The following is a 26,108-nucleotide window of genomic DNA, read 5'->3' on the forward strand; positions in this document are numbered from 1 at the left end:
GATGTCGGATCAGAGAGTGCGGGATTGAATGTCGAGTTCGCGGCGCGCGTCGTCGGCGGGGGGGATGCCTTCGACGGCGGGGCGCTGCGGGTTGCCGGCGGGCGTGTGCAGCACCGGGCCATTGCCGTTCGGCACGGTCAGCACGGCATTGTCGCCGGAAGGCAGCTGCCAGGAAAAGGCGGAAGCCACCGTTAGCACCTGCGGATCGGCGAAGGCGCCCAGCACGTCGGGGCCGAAGCCCTTGGACGGCACGGTGCCCTGGAACAGCGGGTTGGCGGTGGGCGTGCTGGGGATCACCGAGCGCGGGGCCGTGACCGCCGCCAGGCGGTCGATCACGTCCGTCTGGCCCCAGGTGGCGCCGTTCATGTAGTACGGCGCGCCGGTCAGCGAGCTGCGGATCGTGGTGGCGGCCATGGAGCCGGTCTTGCCGCCGATCGTGCCCCACATGTCGGCCGAGCCGGCGTTCGGCACGGTCAGGCCGGCCACGTCCAGCTTGTGGCTCGGGTCCGCGTCGTTCAGGCCGATGCGCAGCGCGCCCGAGCCCGAAGCCAGCGTCAGGGACGTCTGCGGGCCGGTCAGGCCAATGGCGGTGATGTCGCCGTTGGTCTGGATGACCGCGTTGCCGCCCTGCAGCTTGGCCGGCGCGCCCAGGTTGATCGGGCCCTGCGTCACCAGCAGCTGGGCCGGCAGCGTGAGGCCGGCGCCGCCGGTCTGGGTGAAGCCGGTGGCGGCCTTGACCGTGCTGCCGCCGCCAAACGACGTGGTGCCGGTGGGGCTGGTGTTGGCGATGCGGATCGCGCCGGTGTCGGCGGTGACATCCTTGCCAAACGACACGGTGCCGCCGGAGATGTCGATGCCGTCCGGGCCCGAGGCGCGCACCGCGCCGTTGTAGCTGGCGGTCTTGGCCTCCAGCTGCTGCACGCGGTAGGCGCTGACGTCGCCGTTGAACACGATGGTGTCGACGGCGCGCAGCGTCAGCGAACCCAGGCCGGTGGCGTCGCCCGCGACCTGGATGTTCTTGGCGGCGTTGACGTTCAGGTTGTTGCCGTTGCCGCCGTCCAGCTTGCTGCCCAGGATCACCGAGCCGGTGTCGCTGGTCAGGTCACGGTCGCCCTTCAGGGTCACGGCGCCGTTGTAGACCTGGTCGCCCGTGGTGTGCGTCTTGCCGCCGCTCAGGGTGGTGGCGCCGGTGACGGCCACGGTGCGCAGCGGCGTGGTGGCGCCGACGTCGCCCTGGATATCGGCGTTGCCGACGATGACCAGGCCTTGCTGGCCCGGCTGGGTGCCGTCGACGCCGGCCTTGAGCTGCACGTTGGCGCCGGTCAGGGTGGTGTCCACGCCGCTCAGGATGACGTGCTGGCCATACTGCTGCGCGCCGGTGGTGTCGATCGAGCCGCCGTTGATCAGCACGTCGCCGTTGCCGCCGGTCTGCACCGAGGCGGCGCGGACGGGGCCGTCCAGCACGATGTCGCCGGCGGCGCTGACCTTCAGGTCGCCCAGGCGCGTACCCTGGCCGACCGGGCCGGAGAACGTCACGTCGCCCTGGCTGGCGACGACCGTCAGGCCGCCGCCGCCATCGACCGCGCGGTCAAAGCCGATGTCGCCCTGGCGGCTGGTCACGGTGACGTTGCCGCCGAGCGTGACGTTGCCCTGGTACGACTGTTCGCCCACGGTAGTGATGGTGCCCGCGCCCAGCGTGGCGTTGCCCTTGACCGTCAGGTTGGCCAGCGGGTCGTTGGCGCCCAGCGGTCCCTTGAGCACGGCGTCGCCGTCGATGGTCAGGTCATGCCCGCCGTCGCCGCCGCCCAGCAGGCTGACGGTGCTGCCCTTGAGCACGGTGTCGGTGCTGAACACGGCGCGTTCGCCGTAGGACTGCGTGCCGGTGGTGTCGACCAGGCCGCCGTTGATGGCCACGGTGCCGCCGACGTCGGTGTTGACCGACGCTGCGTACACCGCCTTGTCGAAGGTGGTGGCGCCGTTGCTGTTGATGGCCAGCGCGCCCAGGCGGCCGGTGGTGGCGTCGCCGACCTGCTGGGTGAAGCGCACGTCGCCGCTGCCGCTGCTGACCGTCAGGCCGTTCGCGGTGGCGCCGCGGCTGGCGACGGTGTCGCTGAAGGTCACCTTGGCATTACTGGTGCTCATCTGCGTGGCGTCGGTCAGCCAGACCTTGCCCTGGTAGGACTGCTCGCCCACCGTCTTGATCGGGCCGCCGCCCAGTTCCACGTCGTTCTCGACGGTCAGGTAGGCCAGGCGGCCATTGGCGCCGGCGCCGACCGGGCCGCCGATCACGGCCGGGCCCTGCAGGGTCAGGCCCTGCTGTTCGTCGGTCGAATTCGCGCCCTGGGCCAGGGTGATGCTGCTGCCCTTGAGCGTGACGTTGCTGGCCAGGGTGACCAGTTCGCCGAAGCGCAGGACGCCGGTGGTGTCGATGCGTTCGCCCTTGATCGTCACGGCGCCCGGGTCGTCGGTCTGCAGCGACGCGGCATAGACCGAGCCGTTGAACGCGGTCGTGCCGGCGGTGTCGATGCTCAGGTTGCCCAGGCGTTGCGTGGCGCCGCCCACGGCGTCGAAGCTGACGTTGCCGCCGGCCGTCGAGGCCACGTGCAGGTCGCGCGAGCCGTTCAGCGTGCTGTCGAACGCCACGTTGCCCGAGGTGGTGCTCAGCGTGTGGTCGCGGCCCAGCGTGACGGCGCCCTTGTAGCGCTGGTTGCCGGTGGTGGCGATGGTGCCGGCGTTGAGCGTGGCGCTGCCGTCCAGGGTCAGGCTGGCCAGCTTGGTGGTGGCGCCGATGGCGCCGGTCAGCGAGGCCGCGCCGTCGATCTCCAGCGCATGGGCGCCGTCGACGCCGTTGGCCAGGGTGACGGTGGCGCCGGTCAGCACCGCATCGTCGCCCAGCTCCACGTGGCCGGCGTAGGTCTGCGCACCGCTGGTGGTGACGCTGCCGCCGTTGATGGCCGTGCCGCCGGTGCCCGCCTGGTTGAGCGAGGCGATGTCGACCGCGCCGCCATAGGTGGTGGTGCCGCTGCTGGTGACGGTCAGCGCGTTGGCGCCCGACACGCCGCCCGTGAAGGCGACCGCGCCGCTGCCGGTGGACACGCTGACGGCGCTGGCCAGCGTGGTCGCGCCGTCGACGCCGAAGGCGCCGTTGGTGGTCGTGTAGGCGCCGCGCAGCGTGGTGGCGCCGTTGTACTGCTGGGCGCCGGTGCTGGTGACCTGGCGCAGGTCGATGTTGTTGCCGGTGATGGTCAGGCTGGCCAGGTTGGAGGCATTGCCGCCCAGCGTGACGTCGCCGTCGCTGGCGACGATCACCGCCTGCTGCGCGCCGCCGTTCAGCGTGCCCGAGAGGGCGACGCCGCCGTTGGCGCCGTTGGCCGTCAGGGTGCGCTTGGCGCCGGCCAGCGTGGCGCTGCCGGTGATGCCGATGGCGCTGCCGGTCAGGTCGCCGTTCAGGGTGACGTTGCCGCTGTAGGCCTGGCTGCCGCTGGTGTTGGCGGCGGCCATGGCGATGGCCGCGCCGCTCACGGACAGGTCATGCACGTCGGTGCTGGCGATGTCGTGGCTGACGGTGACGTTGCCGGCGCTGGAGGCCAGCGTGACATCGCCGCTGTTGCCGGCCGACAGGCCGACCGCGCTGACCAGATTGCCGGTGGCGCCGATGCCGATGTTGCCGTCGGCCGTGGCCACGCGGCCCAGCGTCAGCGGGCCGCTGCCGTCCACGTAGATGTCGCCGCTGCCCAGGACGTTGGCCTTGAGGTTGCGTGCCGTCGTGGTGACGTGGTCGGCCGAGGTGCCGATGCCGGTCTTGCTGGTCAGGTCCAGGCTGTTGGCGATCAGGCTGTTGCCCAGGCCCAGCAGCGAGCCTTCGGCGGCGCTCAGGACCACGGTGCCGTTGGCGGCGCCGGCGTTGACGGTGTCGATCTCGACGTTGCCGTGCTGCGAGGTCAGCGTGATGGTGCGGTTGCTGCCGGCGGCCGTGGCCGCGGCGGTCAGCGTGCCGGTGGCCGTGGCGTTGATGTCGCCGTTGGCGGTGCTCAGCGACGCGTCGAGCGCGCCGGTGTTGGTCAGCGTCAGGTTGGCCGGCGTGGTGGTGCCGGTCAGGCTGGCCGCGACGGAGCTGGCTTCGGTCACCAGATTGGTGTTGCCGCCCGCGGCGCCGCTGCTGAAGCTGACCGTGGTGCCCTTGACGTTGATCGTGCGCGGCGCGGCGCCGGCCGCGACCACGTCTTGCGTGCCCTTGAGCGTGACGGTGCCGTTGGCCTGCACGCCGGCGGCGGCCAGCTTGAGCGTGCCGCCCGAGGACAGCAGCAGGTTGTCGGCGGTATTCGACATGCCGCCGCTGGCGTCCAGGTCGCCGGCGCTGGTCAGGTAGACGGAGCTGTTGGCGCCGGCCTGCTGGATGTTGCCGCTGTTGGCGGTGAGCGCCCGCGTGCCGACGTTGTTGAGCACGATGACGGCGCCGTCGGCGGCGGTCGACAGATTGCCCAGCGCGCCGAGGTTGGTGCGCAGCGCGATGCCGCCGGTGCCGTTGGCCAGGTAGGCGGCCGAGCCGATGCTGCCGCCGGCGATGGCGGTCAGGCTGTTGCCCGTGATCAGGTTGCCCACCAGCGCGCCCTTGATCGAACCGGCCGCCTGCAGCGTGACGTCGCCGGCCTGTTTGGCGTCGATCGTGTTGATCGACAGGTCGCCGCTGGTGGTGGCGATCGAGATGCCGTTGTTGGCCGAGCTGGTCTTGCTGACCGCGCTGGTGACCAGGGTCGGGCCGGCGGTGGTGATGCCGATGGCGCCGTCCTGGGTGATGACCGAGGCCAGCGTGGTGCCGGCCGCGCGGTTGTCGTTCAGGTAGAGCGAGCCGCTGCCGGTGACTTCGGCGATGATGTTGGCGGCGGTCGTCTGCAGGTTGTCGGGCGAGCCGGCCGCGCCGCCGATGCCCGCGCCGGCCTTGAGCGTGACGGTGTTGCCGATGATGCGGGTGGATTCCTCGCGGTCGTCGACGATGGTGCTGCCGGTCTTGCTGAAGTCGATGTTGACGGTGCCGGCGCCGGCGTCGATGTTGCCCGCGACCAGCTGGCTGTTGTTGCCGTTGCCGACGATCTTGATGGTGCCGTTGCTGGCGATGGCGTTGGCGATCTGCAGATTGCCGGCGGCCGCGATGTCGATGGTGTTGCCCGACAGGTACGAGTAGACGGAATTGTTGTCCGCCGCCAGGTACATGCCGCCGTTGGTGGTGACTTCGACGCGCTGGCCGGTGGCGTTGATGCGGCCGTTGACGGCGCCGACGGCGTTGGCGCCGTTCAGGGCGACGCCGTAGGCCTTGACGGTGGCGCCGGCGGCGTCGGCCAGGATCGAGCCGTTCTCGGCGTTGAGCGTGACCTGGCCGTGGTTGGCGCCGGCCTGCACGTTCTTGACCGTGATGTTGCCGGAGGTGGTCTTGACCGAGATGTCGTTGCCGGCCGCGTCGGTGCCCGACGTGACGCTGGTCAGCGCCAGGCTGCCGTTGCCGGTGATGCGGGTCTCGCCGTTGGCGACCGAGGTCGTCAGGCCGCCCAGCAGGTTGCCGCTGCTGTCCAGGTAGAGCGAGCCGTCGCCGGTGACGGTGGCCGACACCGGGCTGTTCGGCGCGGCGATCTTGATCGCCGCGTCGCGCGTGCCGATGCCGTTCTGCGCCGTCAGCGTGATGGCGCCGGTGCCCGCGCCCGAGAGCGTGCCGCCGCCGTACAGGATGCTGCCGGTCTGGGCGTTCAAGGTCAGGGCGTTGCCGGTGCCGTAGCTGACGGTGCCGACCAGGATGTCGCCGGTGGTGGTGGTGACCGACAGGTCGCCGCCGGCGCGCAGGTTGCCCAGGTTGATCGAGCCGTTCTGCTTGAGCCAGATGCCGCCCGAGGCGGTGGCGGCGATGTTCTTGACCTGGGTGTTCAGGGCCAGGCCGGCAGAGCCGATGGTGTTGGGCGTGTTGCCCGTGGCGGTGGACAGCGTCAGGTCGCCAGCGACGATCTTCGAGGACGCGTTCATGCCCTGGATCGAGCCGCCCGTGGTGTAGTACGGGTTGGTCGACAGGTTGACCGAACCGTTCTGGGTGACGTCGATGTCGTGTACGTTGATTGCGCCGATGGCCTGGTAGGTGAAGTTCAGGCCGGTCGTGTCGCGCACGATGGTCAGCGCGGTGGCATTGCTGCTGTCGCCGCCGCTGAATAGCAGGTTCTTGGCGCCGATGGTCAGGAAGCCGGCGCTGCCCAGGTTCGAGCCCTGCGCGTTGTTGCGGATGATGGTCAGGTCGGACAGGTCGGCCAGGTTGTCGACGTAGATGCTGCCGGGCGTGGCCATCGTCAGCTTCTCGGTGTTCAGATGCAGGAGAGCCGCGTTGGACGTGCCGATCTTCGAGGCCGTGCCGTAGTTGGCCGTCAGGCTGACGCTCTTGCCGGTGACCAGGTTGCTGTTGTCGATGCCGATGATGCTGCCGCGCGCGGTCGACAGCGTGACCGCGCCGTCGGTGGACGTGACGGTGCCCACGGTGAGGTTGCGGCCGTTGTTGCCGGTGTCGGCGGTCAGGGTGATGTCGCCCGGCGCGGTGACCGAGGTCGCCTGCAGGCCGTAGGTCTCGGTCAGCGCGATGCTGCCATCGGCGCGGTCGGTCTTGGTGGCGCTGAGGGTGACGGTGGTGGTGCCGCCGTTCAGGGCATTGGTGCGGATGGCGCTCTTGTTGCCGATCGAGCCGTTGGCCGTCAGGTTGACGCTGGTGGCGTTGTTGATCGTGCCGCTGAGGATCGAACCGCCGGTGTTGTTGACCGTGAAGGTGTTGCCGTTGGTGTTGACCGTGCCCAGCTCGATGTCGCCGGTGGTGTTGCTGACCGAGCTGGCGCCGGTCGAGGTCAGGCTCGGCAGGCTGGTGTTGCCCTCCACCGTGATGAAGGCGCCGCCGTTGTCGGCGCGGCCGCTCAGCGTGCTAACGCGGGTGTCGATGGCATTGCCGGCGCCGGCCGCGCCGATGGCGTTGGCCGCCGTCAGGGTCAGGCCGGCCGCGTCGATCTTGGTGTTGGCGTCGCCGTCGCCCAGCAGCGAGCCGCCGCGCGAGTTCAGCACCACGCTGTCGTAGCCGACGTTGATCGCGCCGACGGTGATGGTGCGGTCGCTGGTCACGCTCAGGTTCAGGCCGCCCTTGTCCTCGACCTTGGTCAGGACCAGGCCGGCGCTGCTGCCGCTGCCGCCGTCCGCGGCCTGGAACACGATGCTGCCGCCGTCGCGCGTGGGCGAGTTGATGCTGTAGCTGCGCGCGCCGTTGCCGGTGGAATACAGCGTCAGCGCGTCGATGTGGCGGTTGGAGTCGATGTACACGTCGCCGACGTTCTGGATGTTCACCAGCGGCGCCGACAGGTTGATCTCGCGGCCCACGGCGCCGATGGCGCCCGAGCCCTGGGTGGTGATCTGCACCGACGCCGCGGTGACGCGCTGGCTGTCGTCGGCGCTGCCCAGGATGCTGTTGTTGCTGGACAGGCGCACCGTGCCGTTCTGCGTGGTGTCGATGATGCCGATGTCCTGGCCGACGTTGCTCGACAGCATCAGGTTCAGCCCGGTGTTGTCGCGCACCTCGTTGACCTGCAGGCGGCTGCCGTTATGGGCCACATCGAACAGCAGTTCGTTCGACAGGATCTGGTAGGTGGCCGCCGACGAGCCGGTGGCGTACAGCGACAGGCTGGCCAGGTCGCGGTCGTTGTCCAGGTAGACGTGGCTGCCGGCCGTCAGGTAGAGCTCGCCGGTGGTGGTGTGGATCGAGCCCGAATTGTCGCCCGACGCCACGCCGATCTGGCCGCTCGTGCCCAGCGTGACCACGTCGCCGGTGATGTGCGAGGTCGGCGTCAGGTTCAGGATGTGGGCGCCTGAGCCATAGGCGCCCAGGCTCACGGTGTTGGCCGGGCCGACGTCGACGTTGCCGACGTACAGCGTGCGGTCGCCGTTGAACGAGAAGTTCAGGCCGGTCAGGTCGCTGACCTGGGTCATGACATAGGAGCCGGCGTCCGTGACGTTGAACGTCAGGCCCTTGGCCGCCACCTGCAGCACGTTGTCCAGGGCGCTGTTGGCGTGGTTGGCGGTGATGTTCAGCGAGAACAGGTCGCTGGCGTTGTCGAGGTACAGGTTGCGGCCCGACTGCGTGGTCAGCTGGCGGGTGTCGGTCAGGATCTCGTTGCCGGCGACGCCGATCGACTGGGTGGCCGTGAGCGTCAGCACCGGCGTGACGAAGCGGCCGGCGCCCTGGGTGATCGAGCCGTTGGTCACGTTGACCTGGGCCGAGCTGGTGGCGCTGTTGTCCCGCAGCGTCAGGCTCTTGTTGTTCGACACCCACAGGCTGCCGCGGATGTTGGACGAGAGCGAATCGACGCTGACGAACAGCGGCTGGTTGGTGGCGTAGGTGCCCGTGACCGAACCGGCGTTCAGGGTCAGCGCGCTGGTGGTGATGTTGGGCAGGCTGGCGCTGGAGCTGTTGCCGTAGATGGTGCCATTGCTGGCCAGCGTCACCGAGCCGCCGGCGGCGGTGGTGACGTTGTTGACGGTCAGCGAGCGGTCCGACGAGATCGACAGCGCCAGGTTGCCGCTGTTGGTGATGTTGTTGAGCGTCAGGCCCGCGGTGCCGGTCGAGTCGCTCAACGAGAACGCCGTCATGCCGGTGGCGCTGATGTTGTACGTGTTGTTGACCGAGCCGCTGCTGCTGCTGTGGTTGGCGGTCAGCGACAGCGAATCGAACTGCTTGCTGTTGGCGATGGATACATTGCCGGCCGAGGCGACCGCCAGGTTGGCGGTGTTGGTCTGGGCCGATACGCTGCCGTTGGTGCCTAGCGCGCTCAGGCTGACGTTGTTGGCGGTGACCATGCCCGAGCCGCCGATGGTCGGGGCCAGGTCGCTGTTGGCGTAGCGCGACGTCAGCGACACCGAACCGCTGCCGGTGTTGATGGTGTTCAGCGTGATGGAGGTGTCGGTATTGACCGTCAGCGCGGCGCCGCTCATGTTGGCGCCGATCGCCAGGTTCGTGCCGCCGGAGATGCTCATTACCTGGCTGCCCAGGCCGCCGAAGGCGTAGCTGTTGGTGTCGAAGTTGACGCTGCCGGCGTCGCGGCGCGACAGGTACAGGTTCAGGCTGTTCAGCGCCAGCCCGCCGTTGTTCAGGTTGATGTCGCCGTTGTTGGTGATGGCCAGGTTGCTGGTGCTCAGGCGCAGGGCGCGGCCGCTGGTGCCGATGGCGCCGGTATTGGCGTCGCGCGCGGTGTAGCTGTCCGAGCCGGTGGCGGACAGCGTGACGCTGCCGGCCGTGATGCGGCCGGCGGTGCCGTCGCTGGTGATGCTGGAATTGACGCCGCCGCCGGTGGTCGTCAGGCTGATCGTGTTGCTGGCCGTGAGGGTGCCGACCTGGATGTTCTTGCGGCCGCTGAAGCTGAAGTCGGTCAGGCCGCCCGTGACCTGTTGCAGGTACTGCGTGGTGCCGTCGTCGCTGATGGTGATGACCTGGCCGGCGCCGCCGCTGATGGCGAAGGTGCTGGCGCTGCCCGCGTTCTTCAGGCTGTTGATGGCCAGGCTGCGCAGCACGGTGTCGCTGCCGACGTACATGTTGTTGCCGGCCGTCAGGCTGAGCGCCGAGGCGCCGGTCAGCGCCAGTGCGCCGCCCGTGGCGGACGTGCCGATGGAGCCGTTCGAGCCGGCCGTCAGCGCGACGGTCGCGGCGCGGATGGCGCCGGGGCTGGCCGGATTGTCGTTGGCGATGTTCAGGCCCGACACCAGGCTGACCTTGCCGTTGGCGCCCGCGTCGATGTTGCCGACCAGCAGATTCTTGTTGTTGGCGGTGAAGCCGAAGTCCAGATTGGTCGAGCTGGCGATGTCCGCCAGGTGGATGCCGAGGCCGTCGTCGGTGACGGTGAAGGCCGTCAGGTTGGGCGCGGTGATGCTGTACACGCCATTGGCCGAGCCATTGCGCGTGACGTTCAGCCGAGTCAGGCCAGTCAGGCTGTCCACGGCGATGTTGCCGCCGCTGGTCAGGCTGACGTCGGGCGCCTGCAGCGTCAATGCCGCGCCGGCCGCGCCGATCGCACCGCTCGCCGTCAGGGCGATGTTGCTGGCGCGGATCAGGGTGGCGGCATCGCCGTCGTCCAGCAGCGAGCCGCCGGTATTGGCCAGCGTGGCCGCGCCGCCGGCGCGCAGGCTGCCGAGGGTGGTGTTGCCGGAAGACTGGGTGTAGCCGATCTGGCCGGTGCCGGCCTCCAGGCGCGTCAGCTTGATGTTGCCGGTGGTGCCGTTCAGATAGATGTCGGTGCCGGCGGTGGCCTGCACGTTGGCCTGGCCCGCGGCGCCCACGCCGACGTAGCGCACGGCGCCGTTGTACATGCCGCCGATCGCGCCCGCCGCCGACAGCGTGATGTCGTTGCCGCCCGCATAGATGCTGCCGCTGCCGTTGCCGTACAGCGAGCCGTTGGCCACGTTCAGCGTCACGCTGCCGTTGTTGCTGCGCACCGTGTTGGCCAGCAGCGCGTCGCCCTGGCGCAGGTCGATCTGCACGGCGTCGCTGGCGGTGATGTTGTTCAGCGTGACGATGCCGGTGTAATTGTTGGCGCCGGTCGGATTGGGCAGCTGCACATAGAAGCCGCCATTGCTCGCCGTGCCGCTCAGGTAGCCGGTCAGCACGTCCAGATAGCCCGTGCCGGTGGCGCCGACGGCCTTGCCGGCGATCAGGTTGACCGAGTTGGCCAGCAGGCGGGTCTGCTTGTTGCCGTCGTCGCGCAGGTCGCCCGCGGCGTTCAGCGTGATGCTGCCGCTGTAGCCGGCGTCGATGCTGCCGACCGTGATGTCGCGGTCGCTGTTGAAGCTGAAGTTGATCCAGTTGCTGTCGCGCACTTCACGGATCGTGTGGCCGCCGACGTCGTCGGTGATGTTGAACAGCAGCGACGGCGCGCGCACGTCCAGCGTGTAGCGGTCGTCCGCGGCCTTGTGGCGCGCGTATACCGTCAGCGAGTTGAGGTCCGCGATGTCGGTGGCATAGAGGTTGCCACGGGTGTCTAGCGTCAGGCCCGGCGCGTTGATCGCGACGTAATTGGCGCTGGTGCCGATGTCCTGGGCGGCCGTCAGGCTGACGTTGTTGGCGGTGACGCGCATGTCGGCGATGCCGTCATCCAGGATGCTGCCCTGGGTGGAGGTCAGCGTGATGTTGCTGCCGGCGCGGATATTGCCCAGCTTCAGGCTCTGGTCGCCGGTGAACGAGAACTGGTTCAGCAGCGAGCTGTAGACCTGCTTGAGCTCGTAGGCGTTGCCCAGGTCGTCGTTGACGTCGAAATTCAGGAACGGCGCGGCCACCTGCAGCGTGTTGCGGCGGGCGGGGTCGGCGTGCCAGTTGTTGATCGCCAGGTAGGTCAGCGTCTTGGCGGGATTGTCGACATAGATGTCGCCGCCGCTGCCCAGCGTCAGGCTGGTGGTCGCGGTATTGATGTGGTCGCTGGCCGTGCCAATGTGCTGTTTGGCCTGCAGGTTGATGCTGCTGCCCGCCAGTGCGCTGTTGGCGTTGGCGCGCAGGATATTGCCGCCCTGGGCGTTGAGCGACAGCGTGCCGTTGCCGGCGTCCAGCATGTTGGCGGTCAGGTTGGCCACGCCGGTGACGTAGATGCCGTTGCTGGCCTTCAGGTCGTCCAGCAGCACGGAGCCCTGGGCCTGGTTCAGGTAAATGCTGCCGCCGGTGGCGTGCAGTTCGTTGGCGGCCGTGCGCAGGTAGATCCCGGCGGTGCCCACCGTGTAGGCGGTGTTGGAGGCCGGGGCCAGCAGGGTGACGACGTTGCCGGTAATGAGCGAGGCGGCGTTGCCGGTGATGCTGCCGGCGCGCGCGGTGAGCGTGACGTTGCCCGAACCCGCGTTGATCTGGCCGGCGGCGATGCTGTTGCCGGTCAGGTTGATGGCGCCGCCGCCGGAGCCGACGTTGTTGGCCGAGACGCTGCCCGCGCCGGTGATCACGATCGGACCGCCGTTGGCCTGCGCCTGCGTGATGTTCAGGTTGGTGCTGGTGCTGTCCAGGTACACGCCGCCGAGGCCGGCGTTGGCGGACACGGTGCTGGCGTTGGTCTTGATGGCGCGCGCGGGGCCGCCGATGATGCCTAGCTCGGCCGACAGCGTCAGCGAGGCGGTGGAGATGCTGGTGGCGTCGTTGCCGTCGTCGACGATGGTGCCGAGGAGCGAGGTCAGCGTGGCCGAGCCCGCCTTGATGTCGCCCAGCGTCAGGTGGGCGGAGGTCTGCGCGACCAGGCTGCCGGTGGTGTCGATCGCCTTCAGGTTCAACGTGCCGCTGTTATTGACGTAGATGCCGCCGCTGCCGCTGGTCGCGATCAGGGCGGCCGTCTGCGTGCGCAGCGCCTGCGCCGACGAACCGATGGCGCCCGTGCGGCCGTCGCCGCCGGCGGCGCTCAGGGTGATCTGGCTGGCGGTCAATTGTCCGGTCGGGGTGCCGAGGATGTGGCCGGCCGTCGACGTCAGGGCCAGCGTGCCGGCGCCCAGGCCGATGTCGCCGACGGTGATGGTGCGGTCGCCGGTGAACGAGAAGTTCAGGCCCGACTGGTTGACCGTGTTCAGCTGGTAGCCGCCGTTGTCCTGCAGCGCGAAGGCCAGGCCCGGCGAGGTCAGCAGGAAGCTGTTGTTGGCGCCCGGTTGCGCGTGGCGGCTGGCGATGTCCAGCGAGGTCAGGGTCTGACGGTTGGCCACCGCCAGGTTGCCGCCGGTCGCCAGCGACAGCAGCGCCGTCTGGGTGTTGACCGGGGCGGCCAGGTCGCCGATGCTGCCGCCGCTGGCGTCCAGCTTGACGGTGTTGCCCGCCACCACCTGGTTGGCGCCGCCGGTGTTGCGGATCGAGCCCGCGCTGGTGCGGATTTGCGCCGCGCCGGTGCCGGCGTTGATGACGTTGGCCAGGTTGATGTCGCCGGTGGCGTTCAGCGTGATCGCGCCGCCGCGGCTGGTCAGCTTGCCGATGTTGTCCAGCGTGCTGCCCACGCCCAGCGCTTCCAGCGTGATGGAGCCGCCCTGGGTGCTGATCTCGGTGTTCGAATTCTCGAAGCGGATGCCGCCCGTCTGGGTCGAGCGCATCGTGAAGCTGTGGCCGCTGGTGGTCTTCAGATTGATCGCGGCCATGTCCGCGACGGTGATCTGGCCGGTGGCTTCCAGCTTGATGTTGGTGGTGCCGGCCAGGCTTTCGAGCAGGCCGCGCGACACGGTGTTGTTGGCGGTGTTGGCGTCGCCGCCGTTGACGGTGCCGTCGCCGGCGTTGCCGTCCTGCGAGCCGCTGCCGCTGGCGGAGTCGACGATGCGCAGGTCGGTCGGGTCGATCAGCAGCAGGCCGGTCTTGCCCTTGGGCGCGCGCAGGTCGGCCGAGCCGGTCAGGCCGATGTTCTTGTTGCTGGAGACTTCGGCGAAGCCGCCGTCGCCGCCCTGGGCGCCGCCGCGCGCCGACAGGCTGCCGGCGAACGCGGTGGCGTCGTTGGACCACATCGTGACGCTGCCGCCGTTGCCATTGATGAGCGCGTCGGCCTTGAGCGTGGCGCCCGCCGCCACCTTGACGGTGGACGACTTGCCGCTGAACGCGGCCGAGCCGTCGTCGGGCGCGACGCCCAGGCTGCCCAGCGCGATCTCGCCGCCGCCCGCCGCGCCGGACACGTCGATCGCGGCGCCGCGCGCCACGTTGACGTGTTCGCCCGTCACCACGACCTTGCCGCCGCGCTCGCCGGCGCCGGCGCCGGTGGCGTCGACGGTGCCGGCCACATTGACCGTGCCGGCGTCGCCGCCGGACAGCACGATCTTGCCGTTCTTCGTGCCCACCGCCTTGGCGCTGATGATGCCGTCGGTGTTGACCACGTTGTCGATCACGCCCTTGACGGCGCGCGCCGTCAGCAGCACCGTGCCGCCGTCGGCGCGGATCACGCCGGCGTTGGTCACCAGGGCCGAGACCGGCTTGCCGTCGGCGTCCTTGGGCAGTTCGTTGACGGTCGAGGTGGCGTCGAAGCTCAACAGGCCGTCGCCATGGAAGTCGACCGTGACGGTCTTGGCGCCGGCCAGGGCCACGCGGCCCAGCTTGGCCTCGATCACGCCCGAGTTGCGCACCGCGGGCGCCACCAGCACGGCCAGGCCGCTGTCCTTGATGCTGATCGTGCCCTCATTGACGATCATGGCGTTCGCCTTGGGCGAAGCCTGGTCGAACTTGTACTTGCCCGCCAGGAAGTCCTTGTCGCTGATGTTGGCGGTGGTGGCGACCAGGCCGCCCACGTCCACGCGCGAGCCCTTACCGAACAGGACGCCGTTCGGGTTGACCAGGATCACGTTGCCGTTGGCGTTGAGGCGGCCGAAGATGGCCGACGGATCATTGCCGACCACGCGGTTCAGCGTGATGCTGTTGCTGCCCGGCTGACGGAAATTGACCGTCTCGTTGGCGCCGATGCTGAAGTCCTTCCAGTTGATGATCGCCTTGCCGGTCGACTGGTTGATGTCCAGCGTGCCGTTGCCGCGGTCATTGATGGTCGCTCCGCCGGCCACGACGTTGCCGCCGGTGGGGTTGGCGTGGGCGCCGCCGGAGACCAGCGAGCCGATCACCATGGCCATGGTGGTCAGCGCGGGCAGGGGCGGGGCCTTCAGGGACGGGCGGCGGGCGGATTGGGCGAGGATGCGGGATTGACGATTCATGGTCGGTCGCTTTTCTGTCGCGGATTAGTACTGGGCCGAGAGGCTGAAGAACACGCGGGGATCTTTGTTGCCCTGGGTCAGGACATCGGAGCTCATGGGCTTGGCCACTTCGATCGTGGCGTACAGGTTCTTGGTCAGGTTGGCGCGCATGCCGGCGCCGTAGGAGGACAGCTTGGCGCGGGTCAGCAGCGCGCTTTCGCTGCGCGACCAGATGTGGCCGCCGTCCACGAACGTGTAGACGTGCGCGCCGCTGGGCAGGAAGCGGTCGGTGGACACGGCGTAGCGCAGTTCCAGCGACGCGGCCACGCCCGAGTCGGCGGACATTTCGCCGTCGTCGTAGCCGCGGCCGAAGTTGGGGCCGCCCAGCGCGAATTCCTCGCTGGCCAGCAGCGGGCGGGCGCTATATTGGCCGGCGAAGGTGGCCACCAGGCTGAAGCGGTCGGACAGCTGCTGCAGGCGGGTCAGTTCGGCGGTGAGTTTCAGGAAGTCCGGGCGGCCCTTGGCGCGCGAGGCCAGCTCGTTGCCTTCCTTGGAAGCGCCCATCGCGTCCAGGCCCTGGTGCACCGTGCCGCGCACGGCGGTGATGCCGTTCCAACTGTCGGTGCGGTCATAGCTCAGGCCGGCGCGCAGCACGCGCAGGCGGTCGCGCGTGAAGGGAATGTCGATGATGTCGGTGGCGACGTTGCGCACGTCCAGCATGCCGAAGGCGCGCAGGTTCTCCAGGCGCGACCGGATCAGCGGATAGGTGACGGTGGCCGAATAGGCCTGCACGTCGCTGGCGACGTTCAGCGGCGCCAGTTCGCGGCCCGGCTCGCTCTTGGCGTAGCTGGCGGCCACGTCGACGGTGGCGCCGCTGTCGGACACCAGCATGTTGTAGTTGGCGCCCACGGCCTTGCTGCGGTAGGCCGGGAAGCCCATGCGGCCGGTCAGGGTCAGGCTGTCGGCGCGGCCGCCGAACGAATTGAGCGTGATCTGGCCGGTCATTTCGCTCCAGCCCAGGTAGGGCGAGGCGCGGTTGTCGATGCCCAGGCGCGCGTCGACCGCCTTGCGTTCGCTGTGCACCACCAGCACCGAGCCGCCCACTTCCTTGGGCGAGGCCTCCAGCGTGGCGCGCACGGTCAGGCCGTTCAGGTCGTTGGCCAGCAGCAGCTGGCGCTCGACTTCCGCCACGTTGATGGGGCGCACGCCGCGCAGGCGCTGCACCAGCTTCTCGACCGCCGCCTGGGCCGGGCCGATATCGCCGTCGTACTTCACGTCGGCGATGTAGCCCTCGACCACCATGATGCGGAAATGGCCATCATCGATGGTCTGCGCCGGCACGATCACGCGCGTGGTGACGTAGCCGTCATTGCGGTAGCGCAGCTCGATCTCGTTGGCCACCTTGAAGGCGTCCGCGACGGTGATGGTCTTGCCGACCAGCCCCTGGTAGAGCGGGCGCAGCGAATCGGCCGGGTAGCGGGTCACGCCTTCCACGCGCATGTCGGTCAGCGTGAAGGTCAGCTTGTCGGCGCCGGCGGGCGCTTCGGTCGCGCCGCCTTGCTCCACGGTCACGGACGGCGCGGCCGGGGTGCTTTCCGGCAAGACGGGTTGCGGCAGCTGGCGGCCAGGTTCGGCGCCTGACGGCAGGCGCAACTGCACGTTCTGCGCGGCCACTGGTCCGGCGGCGAGCGCCAACACCACGGCGGCAAAGCCGGCGCGCAAGGAGAAGGGAGGCTGGCGGAGAACGGCGGGGCGGCGGGAGTGGGCTAGGCGGCGCATGGATACGTAAGTGATAATTCGTTACAATCAGAATTAAACGAAACTATTCGATATATTTCGTAAACATCAATAAACAAAGTTTCTAAAGTTCTTTACAACTATCCGGCACTGCGGGATTCTTGCCTGGGCAATGGCATCTTTTCGGATGCTTCACGGAGAGGGCTTGCCGGACGTGCCGTCCCGGTATCTGCGGGATGTTGTGATCGGGAGACGCTGCGGCGGTCCGGGTCGACGAAGCGCTACCTTTTCCGGCAAGTTGCCCTATGTAACAAACACTATCATGTGTGAACAATGATTGCGCTTGCGAGGTTTGCCGGAATGCAGGGCACGTTTGCCACAAGGAAAAATATTCATAAACCCGCGACGGTTTCGTCGCGTGTTACCAACGCGCGCCCCCACCGGCATGAAAGAATGCGCGGCATGAACGACGCCGCCTCCCATCCGCTCCTTCCTGGCCAGCTTGCGGGCCTGCGCGTGCTGGTCGTCGAGGACCGGCCCGAGGACCGCATGCTGCTGGTGGATTTCCTGACCAGCCAGGACTGCCGGGTCTATGTGGCCGAGGATGGCAACGACGGCTACCGCAAGGCGCAACTGGTGCAGCCGGACATCATCCTGATGGACGTGAACATGCCGGTCTGCGACGGCCTGGCGGCCTGCCGGCTGCTGAAAGCCGACCAGGCCACGCGCGCCATTCCCATCATCTTCCTGACCGCCGCCGCCTTGCCCACCGAGCGGGTGGCGGGGCTGTCGGCGGGCGCGGTCGACTATGTCGCCAAGCCGTTCGATTTCGAGGAAGTGCGCCTGCGCCTGCTGATCCACCTGCGGGTGGCGCCGGTCCCGGCGCCCGCGCCGGCGCCGGTCGAGGCGGCGCCCGGGGACGGCACCTCGGCGGTCGCCGCCGGCACCTCGCTCGACGGGGTGCTGTTCCGCGCCGCGCGCAAGCTGCTGCGCGAACGGCTCGACCACACGCCCGAGCTGGTGGCCCTGGCCCAGGCGCTGGGCACCAACGCGCGGCGCCTGAACCAGGCCTTCCGGCGCTGCGCCGGCACCACCGTGTTCGAGTTCCTGCGCGAAGAGCGCATGCGCGAGGCGCGCCGCCTGCTGTGCGAGACCGGCCTGGACATCCAGGCGATTTCGCAGGCGGTGGGCTTTGGCAACCGTGGCAATTTCTCCACCGCTTTCCGCGAGCGTTTCGGCATGGCGCCGACCGCCTTGCGCCAGGAACGGGATCCGCATGCGTAGTGTCCGTCCGGGCGTGTTGGCCTGGTTGCTGTGGCTGGTGCTGTCCTGCCTGATCCTGCCCGTGCGCGCGCAGGCCGTCCAACCCGTCATCGACCTGAGCGCGGTGAGCGGCAGCCTGCCGCTCGACAGCGAGCTGCGCGGCATCGAGGACAAAACCGCCAGCCGGGACGCCAGCCAGATCCTGGATGACGCCTGGCAACCCGTGTCCGCCGGCTGGCTCAACCGCGGTTATTCCACCTCGGCGTTCTGGCTGCGGCTGGAAGTGCGTAACACCTCCGGCAGCACCCAGGAACGCTGGCTGTCGTTCGGCGTGCCGCGCCTGGAAGACGTGCGCTTCTACCTGTTCCCGGCGGGCAGTGCGACGCCGGCCAGCGTGCTGCTGCAGGGCAACCGCGAGCCGCTGGCCCAGCGCGCGGTCCCCGCCAGCGTGTCGGTGGCGCCGCTGCGGCTCGGGCCGGGCGAGCGGATGACGGTGCTGGTGCGGGTGCAGAGCCGCTCGGCCATCAGCATGGAGCCCACCTTGCGCACGCCGGCGGCGTTCGTGAGCCAGACACAGCGCAACACCCTGCTCGTGGCGCTGCTGGTCGGCGCGCTGGCGATGGTCGGCATCTGCGCCGGGTTGCTCGGCGTGGTCCAGCGCGATCCGGTGTTCCTGCTGCTGTCGGCCGCCATCTTTGTCGAGATTCTCTACAGCCTGTCGTTCCAGGGGCTGCTGTACCGCTACGTGCTGACCGGCGGCGGCGAGATGGCGCTGCGCGCGCCCAGCGTCCTGGCGACGCTGGCGGCGTCGCTGTTCGCCTTCATGGCGATGCTGTTCGCGGACCTGCACCGGGTGCCGCTGTGGCGCCGGGTGTACCTGTCGCTGATCGCCGCCGGCGTCGCCGGCACGGCCTGGGCGGCGCTGGGCGACTACCGCGAGGCCGCGCAGGCGCTGATCGGCCTGATCTTCCTGTGGGCGCTGGTCTGGCTCGTCTCCATGGCCGACGGCTGGCGCCGCGGCCACGCCAACGCCCGCACCTTCCTGTTGTCCTTCGCCGTCTATTGCGCCTGCCTGTTCCTGCGGGTGGCCTATATCCACGGACTGCTGCCGGGCCGCTGGGAGGGCGGGCCGGAAGTGGCCTGGGACCTGCTGTCGATTTCGCTGATGCTGGCCGTGCTGCTGTATGGCCGGTCGCGCCAGCATCGCCAGGAGCGGCTGGCGGCCCAGCGCGAGCTGGCGCAGGCGCGCGAACGCGAACACCAGCGGCTGGACCAGGCCGTCACCGAGCGCACCCAGGCGCTGCAGGCGGCGCTGATCCTGGCCGACGAAGCCGGCCGGGTGCGCCAGGACTTCCTGGCGCGCATCAGCCACGACCTGCGCACGCCGCTGACCTCGATCATCGGCTTCGCCGACCTGATCCAGGCCGGCGGCCGCGACGACGCGCCGCGCGGCGCCGTCATCCGCCGCAGCGCCGACCACATGCTGGGCATGGTGAACGACCTGATCGACTACGCCGCGGGCGCCGGCGGCCAGGCCCTGCGCCTGGCGCCCGAGTATGCGCATGCCTTGCTCGATACCGTCGCCAAGGAGTCCGCGCCGATCGCGGCCCGGCAGGACAACCGCTTCGAACTGCGGGTGGCGGACGCGGTGCCGGCCGTGCTGGAGATGGATGGCAAGCGCGTGCGGCAGGTGCTGTCCAATCTCATCGATAACGCCGCCAAGTTCACCCGCGACGGCGTGCTGACCCTGACCGCCGACTACGCCGCGCCCGCCCCGGGCGAGAGCGCCGGCTGGCTGACCTTGTCGGTGGCCGATACCGGCTGCGGCATCGCGCTGGAAGACCGGCAGCACATCTTCGAGCCCTTCCAGCGGCTGTCGGCCGCCGAGAGCCAGCCCGGCGTCGGGCTCGGCCTGGCCATCGTGCAGCAATGGGTGCAGCGCATGCACGGCCGCATCCACGTCTACAGCGAAGTGGGCCAGGGCACCACGATCCGTGTGGCGCTGCCGGTCAGGGAGGTGGACGAGTCGCGCGTGTCGCATCACTACATCGCGGCCGCGGCGCACGTCCTGCCGCTGCTGGACGGCACCGGGCGGCGCATCTGGCTGGCCGAGGATACGCCGGAAATCCGCGAATTCCTGGTCGAGGAACTGGCCAGCCTGGGCTTCCAGGTCGACAGCGAGGCCGACGGCCTGCGCATGCTGGCGCGCATCCAGGCCGATGATGCGAGCCGCCCCGACCTGATCCTGACCGACCATCGCATGGAAGGCGCCGACGGCTCGGCGGTGCTCGCGGCCGCCCGCGCGCGCTGGCCGGACCTGCCGGTGGTGGCGGTGTCCGCGACGCCGCAGGAGGCGCCCACGCTGGATGGCGGCGGTTACGACGCCAGCCTGCTCAAGCCCATCAACCTGGTCGAACTGCGGCACGTGCTGGGCCGGCTGCTGCATCTGTCGACGCAACAGCCCGCCAGCGAGGCGGCGCCCGCGTCGGCGTCGCTGCCGCGCCTGTCGCGCGCCGAGCTGGAGCAGGTGCAACGCTTGCTGGACATCGGCGGGATCTCGGACCTGATGGACTGGGCGCGCGCGATCCAGGCGCGCGATCCGGCCTTCAAGGATTTCAGCGAGCAAGTGCAGCGTCTGGCGCGGCAGGGCGACCTGGCGGCGATCGGCCTGCTGTGCGAGCGGATGCCGGTGGCGTGATCCGAGCGGCGCCAGGGCCTGCGCCGGGCTAGGCGCGGTCGCCGTCGCGGAACAGCCGCTCGCCCAGGAAGTCCACGAACACGCGCACCTTGGGCGACAGGTTGCGGTTCGACGGCCACAACGCCTGGAAGCGGCCCGCGCCGCGCACTTGTGCGTCCAGCACCGTGCGCAGCGTGCCGGCCGCGAGCGCGTCGCGCGCCAGGAAATCGGGCATGCAGCCGATGCCGAACCCCTGGATGGTCGCGCCCAGCAGGGCTTCCATGTTGTTGCAGGTGAACGCGGCGGTCAGCCGCGGCTCGGCTTCGCCAGAGGCCAGCGCCAGCGGCCACGCCTGCAGCGTGCCGGCGTTGGGGTAGCGGAACCGCACCGCCCGGTGCCGTTCCAGGTCGCGCGGCCGTTGCGGCGCGCCGTGACGCGCCAGGTAGTCCGGCGCGGCGCACAGCAGCAGCCGGAAGGTGCCCAGCGGCCGCGCCGTCAGCCGCGAATCGGGCAGGTCGCCGCTGCGGATCGCCACGTCCACGCGCTCGCCGATCAGGTCGACGATGCGGTCGTTGAAATCCATGTCCAGCTCGATGCCCGGATAGCGCGCGGCGAAGGCCGGCAGCACCGGCAGCAGGAAGTGGTAGCTCACCAGCGGCGCGCTGACGCGCAGCCGGCCGCGCGGTTCGCGCAGCGTCTGCGACAGCATGTCGTGCGCCTCGTCCAGGTCTTCCAGGATGCGCTTGCAGCGCTCGTAGAACAGCCGGCCTTCCTCGGTCAATTGCATGCGGCGCGTGCTGCGCTGGAACAGCCGCACGTGCAGGTCCTGCTCCAGCCGCGCCACGGCCTTGCCGACGGCCGAGGGCGACAGGTCCAGGTCGCGGCCGGCGGCGGCAAAGCCGCCCAGCTCGGCGCTGCGGACAAAGGGCAACAAGCCGCTCAGGCGGTCCATGGCGGTTCCATTGAAGAAATTAATTCCGTGATGTGTGGATTTTTAACCTATTTATCCACCAGGCGAGCCTCGGTATCTTCAATACCGTTCCCGTTCCCGTTCCCTTGTGATGCCGTCCATGCCATCGTCCGTTACCCCGCCGCCCGCCGCGGCCCGCAAGATCCTGATCCTGATCGCCGTGTGCCTGGCGTGCGCGGCCATGCCGTTCACCTTCACCGGCCCGGCCATCGCACTGCCGTCGATCGCGCGCGACCTGGGCGGCAGCCCCGAGGCGCTGAACTGGATCACCAACGCCTTCATGCTGGTGTTCGGCAGCACGCTGCTGGTGGCTGGCGCGCTGGCCGACCGCTACGGCCGCCGCCGCGTGTTCCTGGCGGGGGCCGCGATCTTCATCGCCGCCTCCATCGGCCTGGTCTACGCGCCCGGCATCGTCGCCTTCGACCTGCTGCGCGCGGCGCAGGGCCTGGGAGGCGCGGCGATCTTCTCGGGCGGCGCGGCCGCGCTGGCGCAGGAGTTCGACGGCGCCGGCCGCATGCGCGCCTTCAGCCTGCTGGGCGCCAGCTTCGGCGCCGGCCTGTCGTTCGGGCCGATCGCCTCGGCGCTGCTGATCGAGCGCTTCGGCTGGCGCAGCATCTTCCTGCTGGCGATCGCGCTGGCGGTCCTCGCGTTCGCGCTGGGCGCGCGCGGCCTGCGCGAATCGCGCGACCCCGCGGCCGGGCGCCTGGACTGGCCGGGTGCGGCCACCTTCAGCGCCGCCCTGGCGTTGCTGACCTGGGGCATCATGCGGGCGCCGCAAGGCGGCTGGGGCGATCCGTCCACGCTGGCGATGCTGGCGGCGGCGGTGGCGCTGTTCGCCGTGTTCGGCCTGATCGAATTGCGCGCGGCGCGGCCGATGCTGGACCTGACGCTGTTCCGCTATCCGCGCTTCCTGGGCGTGCAACTGCTGGCGGCCGCGCCGGCCTATGCCTTCGTGGTGCTGTTGATCCTGCTGCCGGTGCGCTTCATCGCCGTCGACGGCCTGGGCGAGATCGAGGCCGGCCGCATGATGATCGCGCTGTCCGCGCCCCTGCTGCTGTTGCCGATCGTGGCCGGCCAGCTGACGCGCTGGCTGGCGCCGGCGTGGATCTGCGGCGCCGGGCTGCTGCTGGCGGCCGCCGGCCTGGCCTGGCTCAGTCTGGCGATGACGGCGGGGCCGGTGGCGGCGCTGGTCGGCCCGATGCTGCTGATCGGCGTCGGCATCAGCCTGCCCTGGGGCCTGATGGACGGCCTGGCCGTCAGCGTGGTGCCGGTGGAACGCGCCGGCATGGCCACCGGCATCTTCAGCACCACCCGGGTGGCGGGCGAGGGCGTGGCGCTGGCCGTGGTCAGCGCGCTGCTGACGGCATTGACCACCCGCCATCTGGCCACGGCGCTGCCGGGCGCCGCGCCCCAGGCGGGGCAGGCCGCGCAGCGGCTGGTCGCGGGCGATGTCGACGCGGTGGCGGCGATCCTGCCCGGCGTTGGCCGCGCGGCTCTTGCGCAGGCCTCCGCGGGCGCCTTCGCCACGCTGTTGTGGATCCTGGCGGCGATCACGCTGCTGACCGCGCTGGTGGTGTGCCTGTTCCTGGGCCGGCCCGAGACGCGCGCGGCGGCCCCGGCGACGGCGGCGCGGGCCTGAGGCCCGGGGCGCTTTCTAGCCCAGCCGCATCGACAGTTCCACATCGTCGCCGAACGGCGTCGACAGGTAGCCCGAGGCCGGCGAGCGCACCCGCGCCAGGTATTCGGGGCAATAGTCGGCGTTGTCCGCCACGATCAGCGCGCCGGGGCGCAGGCGGCTTTCCAGCAGGGCCAGCACGTCCGAATACAGCGCCTTGGCGCCATCGAGCAGCACCAGGTCGATGCGCTCGGGCAGGCCGGCCGCCAGCGTCTGCAAGGCGTCGCCCTGGCGCAGTTCCACCAGATCGGCCAGCCCGGCCTCGGCCAGGTTTTCGCTGGCCCGCGCCACCTTGGACGGTTCGAACTCGGTGGTGATCAGCCGGCCGCCGCCGTTGTCGCGCAGCGCCGCCGCCAGGTGCAGCGTCGAGATGCCGAACGAGGTGCCGAACTCGATGATGGACCGCGCCTGCGTGCTGCGCGCCAGCATGTAGAGCAGCGTGCCGGTCTCGGGCGACACGGCCAGCGGCAGGTCTTTCATGCGGCCGTAGAAGTCGCGGTAGTCGGTCTTGCTGCGCATCAGCCGCGCCTGTTCGGCGTCGGACATGTTGGCCAGCGCCGGGTCGGCCCGGGACCACGAGGCGTCGGCGTGGGTGAACAGGCGGTCGAGCAGGGCGACCAGGGGAGGGGAAGTCAGGGTATTGGCCATGAGGCGGTTTTCCAGTAGCAATTGTGGGTTTAGAATACGACGGATTCGTCGCATTTCTCTATTCGCATTTCCCGAGCCGCCATGACCACACGCCGCAGCACCCGGCTTTCCGAGAGAAAACAGCCGCAGCAGAGCCGTTCGGCCGAGCTGGTCGCGGCCATCCTGCAGGCCGGGGCTCAGGTTTTGGCCCAGGAAGGCGCCACGCGCTTCACCACCGCCCGGGTCGCCGAGAAGGCCGGCGTCAGCATCGGTTCGCTCTACCAGTACTTCCCCAACAAGGCCGCCATCCTGTACCGGCTGCAGACGCAGGAATGGCAGCAGACGTCCGACCTGCTGCGGCGTCTGCTCGAAGACACCCGCCACACGCCGCCCCGGCGGCTGCGCAACCTGGTGCACGCCTTCGTGCGCTCGGAATGCGAAGAAGCCGTGATGCGCGTGGCCCTGAACGACGCCGCGCCGCTCTACCGCGATGCGCCCGAGGCGCGCGCCACCAAAGAAGAGGGCGGCCGCATCGTGCTCGCCTTCCTCGGCGAGGCCTTGCCCAACGCGTCCGACGCCACCCGCGCGCTGGCCGGCGATCTCATCACCCACACGCTCAGCGCCGTCGGCAAGCAGTTCTCGGAAAGCCCGCGCACCGAGGCCGAGATCGAGGCCTACGCGGACGCGCTGGCCGACATGCTGTGCGCCTATCTCGACAGCCTGGCGGGCGGCCCCGAGGCGACGCGCCGGCGGGCCCGCAAGTCGTCCGCCACGCCTTCCCCCTGACGCCTTTCTCCTGGATTGCCTGATTCCATGCCTGATTCCCTTCCCGTTGCGCTGGTGACCGGTTCCACCTCCGGCATCGGCGCCGCCATCGCCCGGCGCCTGTCGCGCGATGGCTATGCCGTGGTCCTGCATTCGCGCCAGTCGGCCGAGGCGGGCCGGGCGCTGGCCGCCGAGCTGGGCTCGGCGGTGTATGTGCAGGCCGATCTGGCGGTCGATGCCGACCGCGTCCGCCTGGTGCGCGAAGCGGTGGCGGCGTGGGGGCGGCTGGACGTGCTGGTCAACAACGCCGGCATCAGCCGCGTGATTGCGCACGCCGACCTGGCCGCGGCCACGCCCGCGGTCTGGCACGAGATGCACGAGGTCAACGTGGTCGCGCCGTTCCGCCTGGTGGCCGAGGCGCAGGCGGCGCTGTCGGCGGCGGCGGCGCGCGGCCGGCCGGGCTGCGTGGTCAACGTCAGCTCGCATGCGGGCGTGCGGCCCAAGGGCGCGTCGATTCCGTACGCGGCCGCCAAGGCGGCGCTGAACCATGTGACGCGCCTGCTGGCGGTGTCGCTGGCGCCGGATATCCGCGTCAACGCGGTGGCGCCGGGGCTGGTGGACACGCCGCTGACGCAGGACTGGACCCAGGCGCAGCAACTGTGGCGCGAACGCGCGCCGATGCGCCGCGCCGCGCAGCCGGACGACATCGCCCAGGCGGTGGCGTGGCTGGCGCAGTCCGACTACCTGACGGGCGAGATCCTGCTGTCGGACGGCGGCCTGAACCTGACCTAGGGCCTGTTCGCACGACAAGGCGCCTCGCCCAGAGCGGTCACGCATCGGCGCCGGGCGGCGGCGTCACGCCCGGCACGCCGCGCCGAATGTTGCGCGAGTACTGCGCCGCGTCCCGGGTGGCGCGGGCCCGTTCGGTGTAGCGGCCGGCGTCGCGGTAGGCCTGCACGCTGGCGGCGCCCTCCAGGGCGCCGAGCCGGTACAGGTAGTCCGGCAGATAGCCCGACAACAGCAGGCGGTAATCCAGCGGCAGTCCCGGCACGATCCTGTCGGCCAGCCGGTACACGATGGTGATGCAGTTGGCCGTCAGCGTGTTGTAGAAGCGCGGCTGGCGCCGCAGGCGCGTGGCCGTGTCCACGTACGACAGCAGCAGCTTGCGCGGCGCGCCGGCCGGCATGTGGATGCGGTACAGGTAGCCGTCCTCGCCGCGCACATTGGTGCGCACCCGCAGGCTGTCTTCCTCGGCCGAGGCCAGCACCGACAATTCGTACTGGCGGAAGAAACCGCCGATCTCCGAGAAGGTGTCGTTGCGCTTGCGCCGGATCTCCACCGAGAACACCACGTATTGGCCGTCGGTGAAGCCGAACGACACCAGCGCATGCGCGATCGCCGGCCGTCCCCAATACGACAGCGCCAGGTCCACCGAGGCCAGCTTCGACAGATCGTAACGGCGCGTCTCCCAGCGCGCGTCGAAGTCGCTGCGCGAGCGCCAGTCGAAGTTGCGCACGTTGTGCAGCGTCAGGCGGTCGCCGTCCACTTCGCCATAGGTGGTGCGGGCCACCTCGGGCATCCAGTCGCGGTCGTTGGATGGCCGCATGCCCCAGATCCACCAGGCCAGCAGGATCAGCAGCATCGCCCCGAACACGATGGCCGGCAGCCGATGGCCCCAGGCCAGCCCGGCCAGCGCGGCCGCGGCCAGCAGCAGCCAGGCCAGCGGCGCCAGCGCG

At 69.9% G+C, this 26,108-nt stretch carries 10 protein-coding genes; 5 read left to right on the top strand and 5 right to left on the bottom strand.

The genetic code is table 11. From position 1 onward, the window contains the following. Positions 1–9 precede the first annotated feature (9 nt). Complete coding sequence (locus H0523_RS21045; RefSeq protein ID WP_054429794.1) at positions 10–14,679, bottom strand: filamentous hemagglutinin N-terminal domain-containing protein; 14,670 nt, start codon at positions 14,677–14,679, stop codon at positions 10–12. Positions 14,680–14,703: 24 nt separating this feature from the next. Continuing rightward, positions 14,704–16,380 carry a ShlB/FhaC/HecB family hemolysin secretion/activation protein gene (locus H0523_RS21050; RefSeq protein WP_054429793.1) on the bottom strand — a complete coding sequence of 559 codons (1,677 nt, stop codon included), beginning with the start codon at positions 16,378–16,380 and terminating at the stop codon, positions 14,704–14,706. 468 nt (positions 16,381–16,848) lie between these two features. Here H0523_RS21050 and H0523_RS21055 point away from each other — a divergent pair, with 468 nt between their 5' ends. Continuing rightward, on the top strand, positions 16,849–17,679 hold the full coding sequence (locus H0523_RS21055; protein ID WP_082404387.1) for a response regulator transcription factor: 831 nt from the start codon (positions 16,849–16,851) through the stop codon (positions 17,677–17,679). After that, complete coding sequence (locus tag H0523_RS21060) at positions 17,672–20,356, top strand: hybrid sensor histidine kinase/response regulator (protein ID WP_054429792.1); 2,685 nt, start codon at positions 17,672–17,674, stop codon at positions 20,354–20,356. Before H0523_RS21055 ends, H0523_RS21060 begins: the two co-directional genes overlap by 8 nt. A 28-nt stretch (positions 20,357–20,384) precedes the next feature. On the opposite strand, the gene H0523_RS21065 is transcribed toward H0523_RS21060, so the two are convergent. Next, entirely contained in the window at positions 20,385–21,287 is a 903-nt protein-coding gene (locus tag H0523_RS21065) for a LysR family transcriptional regulator (RefSeq protein ID WP_054429791.1), read from the bottom strand. A 118-nt stretch (positions 21,288–21,405) separates the two neighbouring features. Here H0523_RS21065 and H0523_RS21070 point away from each other — a divergent pair, with 118 nt between their 5' ends. Then, complete coding sequence (locus tag H0523_RS21070; protein ID WP_054430321.1) at positions 21,406–22,944, top strand: MFS transporter; 1,539 nt, start codon at positions 21,406–21,408, stop codon at positions 22,942–22,944. 15 nt (positions 22,945–22,959) lie between these two features. On the opposite strand, the gene H0523_RS21075 is transcribed toward H0523_RS21070, so the two are convergent. Further along, positions 22,960–23,628 (bottom strand): O-methyltransferase, encoded by a 669-nt coding sequence (locus H0523_RS21075; RefSeq protein WP_054429790.1) that lies wholly within the window; start codon positions 23,626–23,628, stop codon positions 22,960–22,962. 81 nt (positions 23,629–23,709) lie between these two features. Here H0523_RS21075 and H0523_RS21080 point away from each other — a divergent pair, with 81 nt between their 5' ends. After that, positions 23,710–24,393 carry a TetR/AcrR family transcriptional regulator gene (locus H0523_RS21080; RefSeq protein ID WP_054429789.1) on the top strand — a complete coding sequence of 228 codons (684 nt, stop codon included), beginning with the start codon at positions 23,710–23,712 and terminating at the stop codon, positions 24,391–24,393. Between the two features lie 27 nt (positions 24,394–24,420). Then, positions 24,421–25,164, top strand: coding sequence for an SDR family NAD(P)-dependent oxidoreductase (locus H0523_RS21085; RefSeq protein WP_054429788.1), 744 nt, complete (start codon positions 24,421–24,423; stop codon positions 25,162–25,164). Between the two features lie 37 nt (positions 25,165–25,201). Here H0523_RS21085 and H0523_RS21090 read toward each other — a convergent pair. Beyond that, positions 25,202–26,108, bottom strand: a 907-nt coding sequence (locus H0523_RS21090) for an Lnb N-terminal periplasmic domain-containing protein (protein WP_180180135.1), incomplete at its 5' end; no start/stop codon positions are given.

The organism is Achromobacter insuavis, from assembly GCF_902859645.1.
Lineage (GTDB): Bacteria > Pseudomonadota > Gammaproteobacteria > Burkholderiales > Burkholderiaceae_B > Achromobacter > Achromobacter insuavis.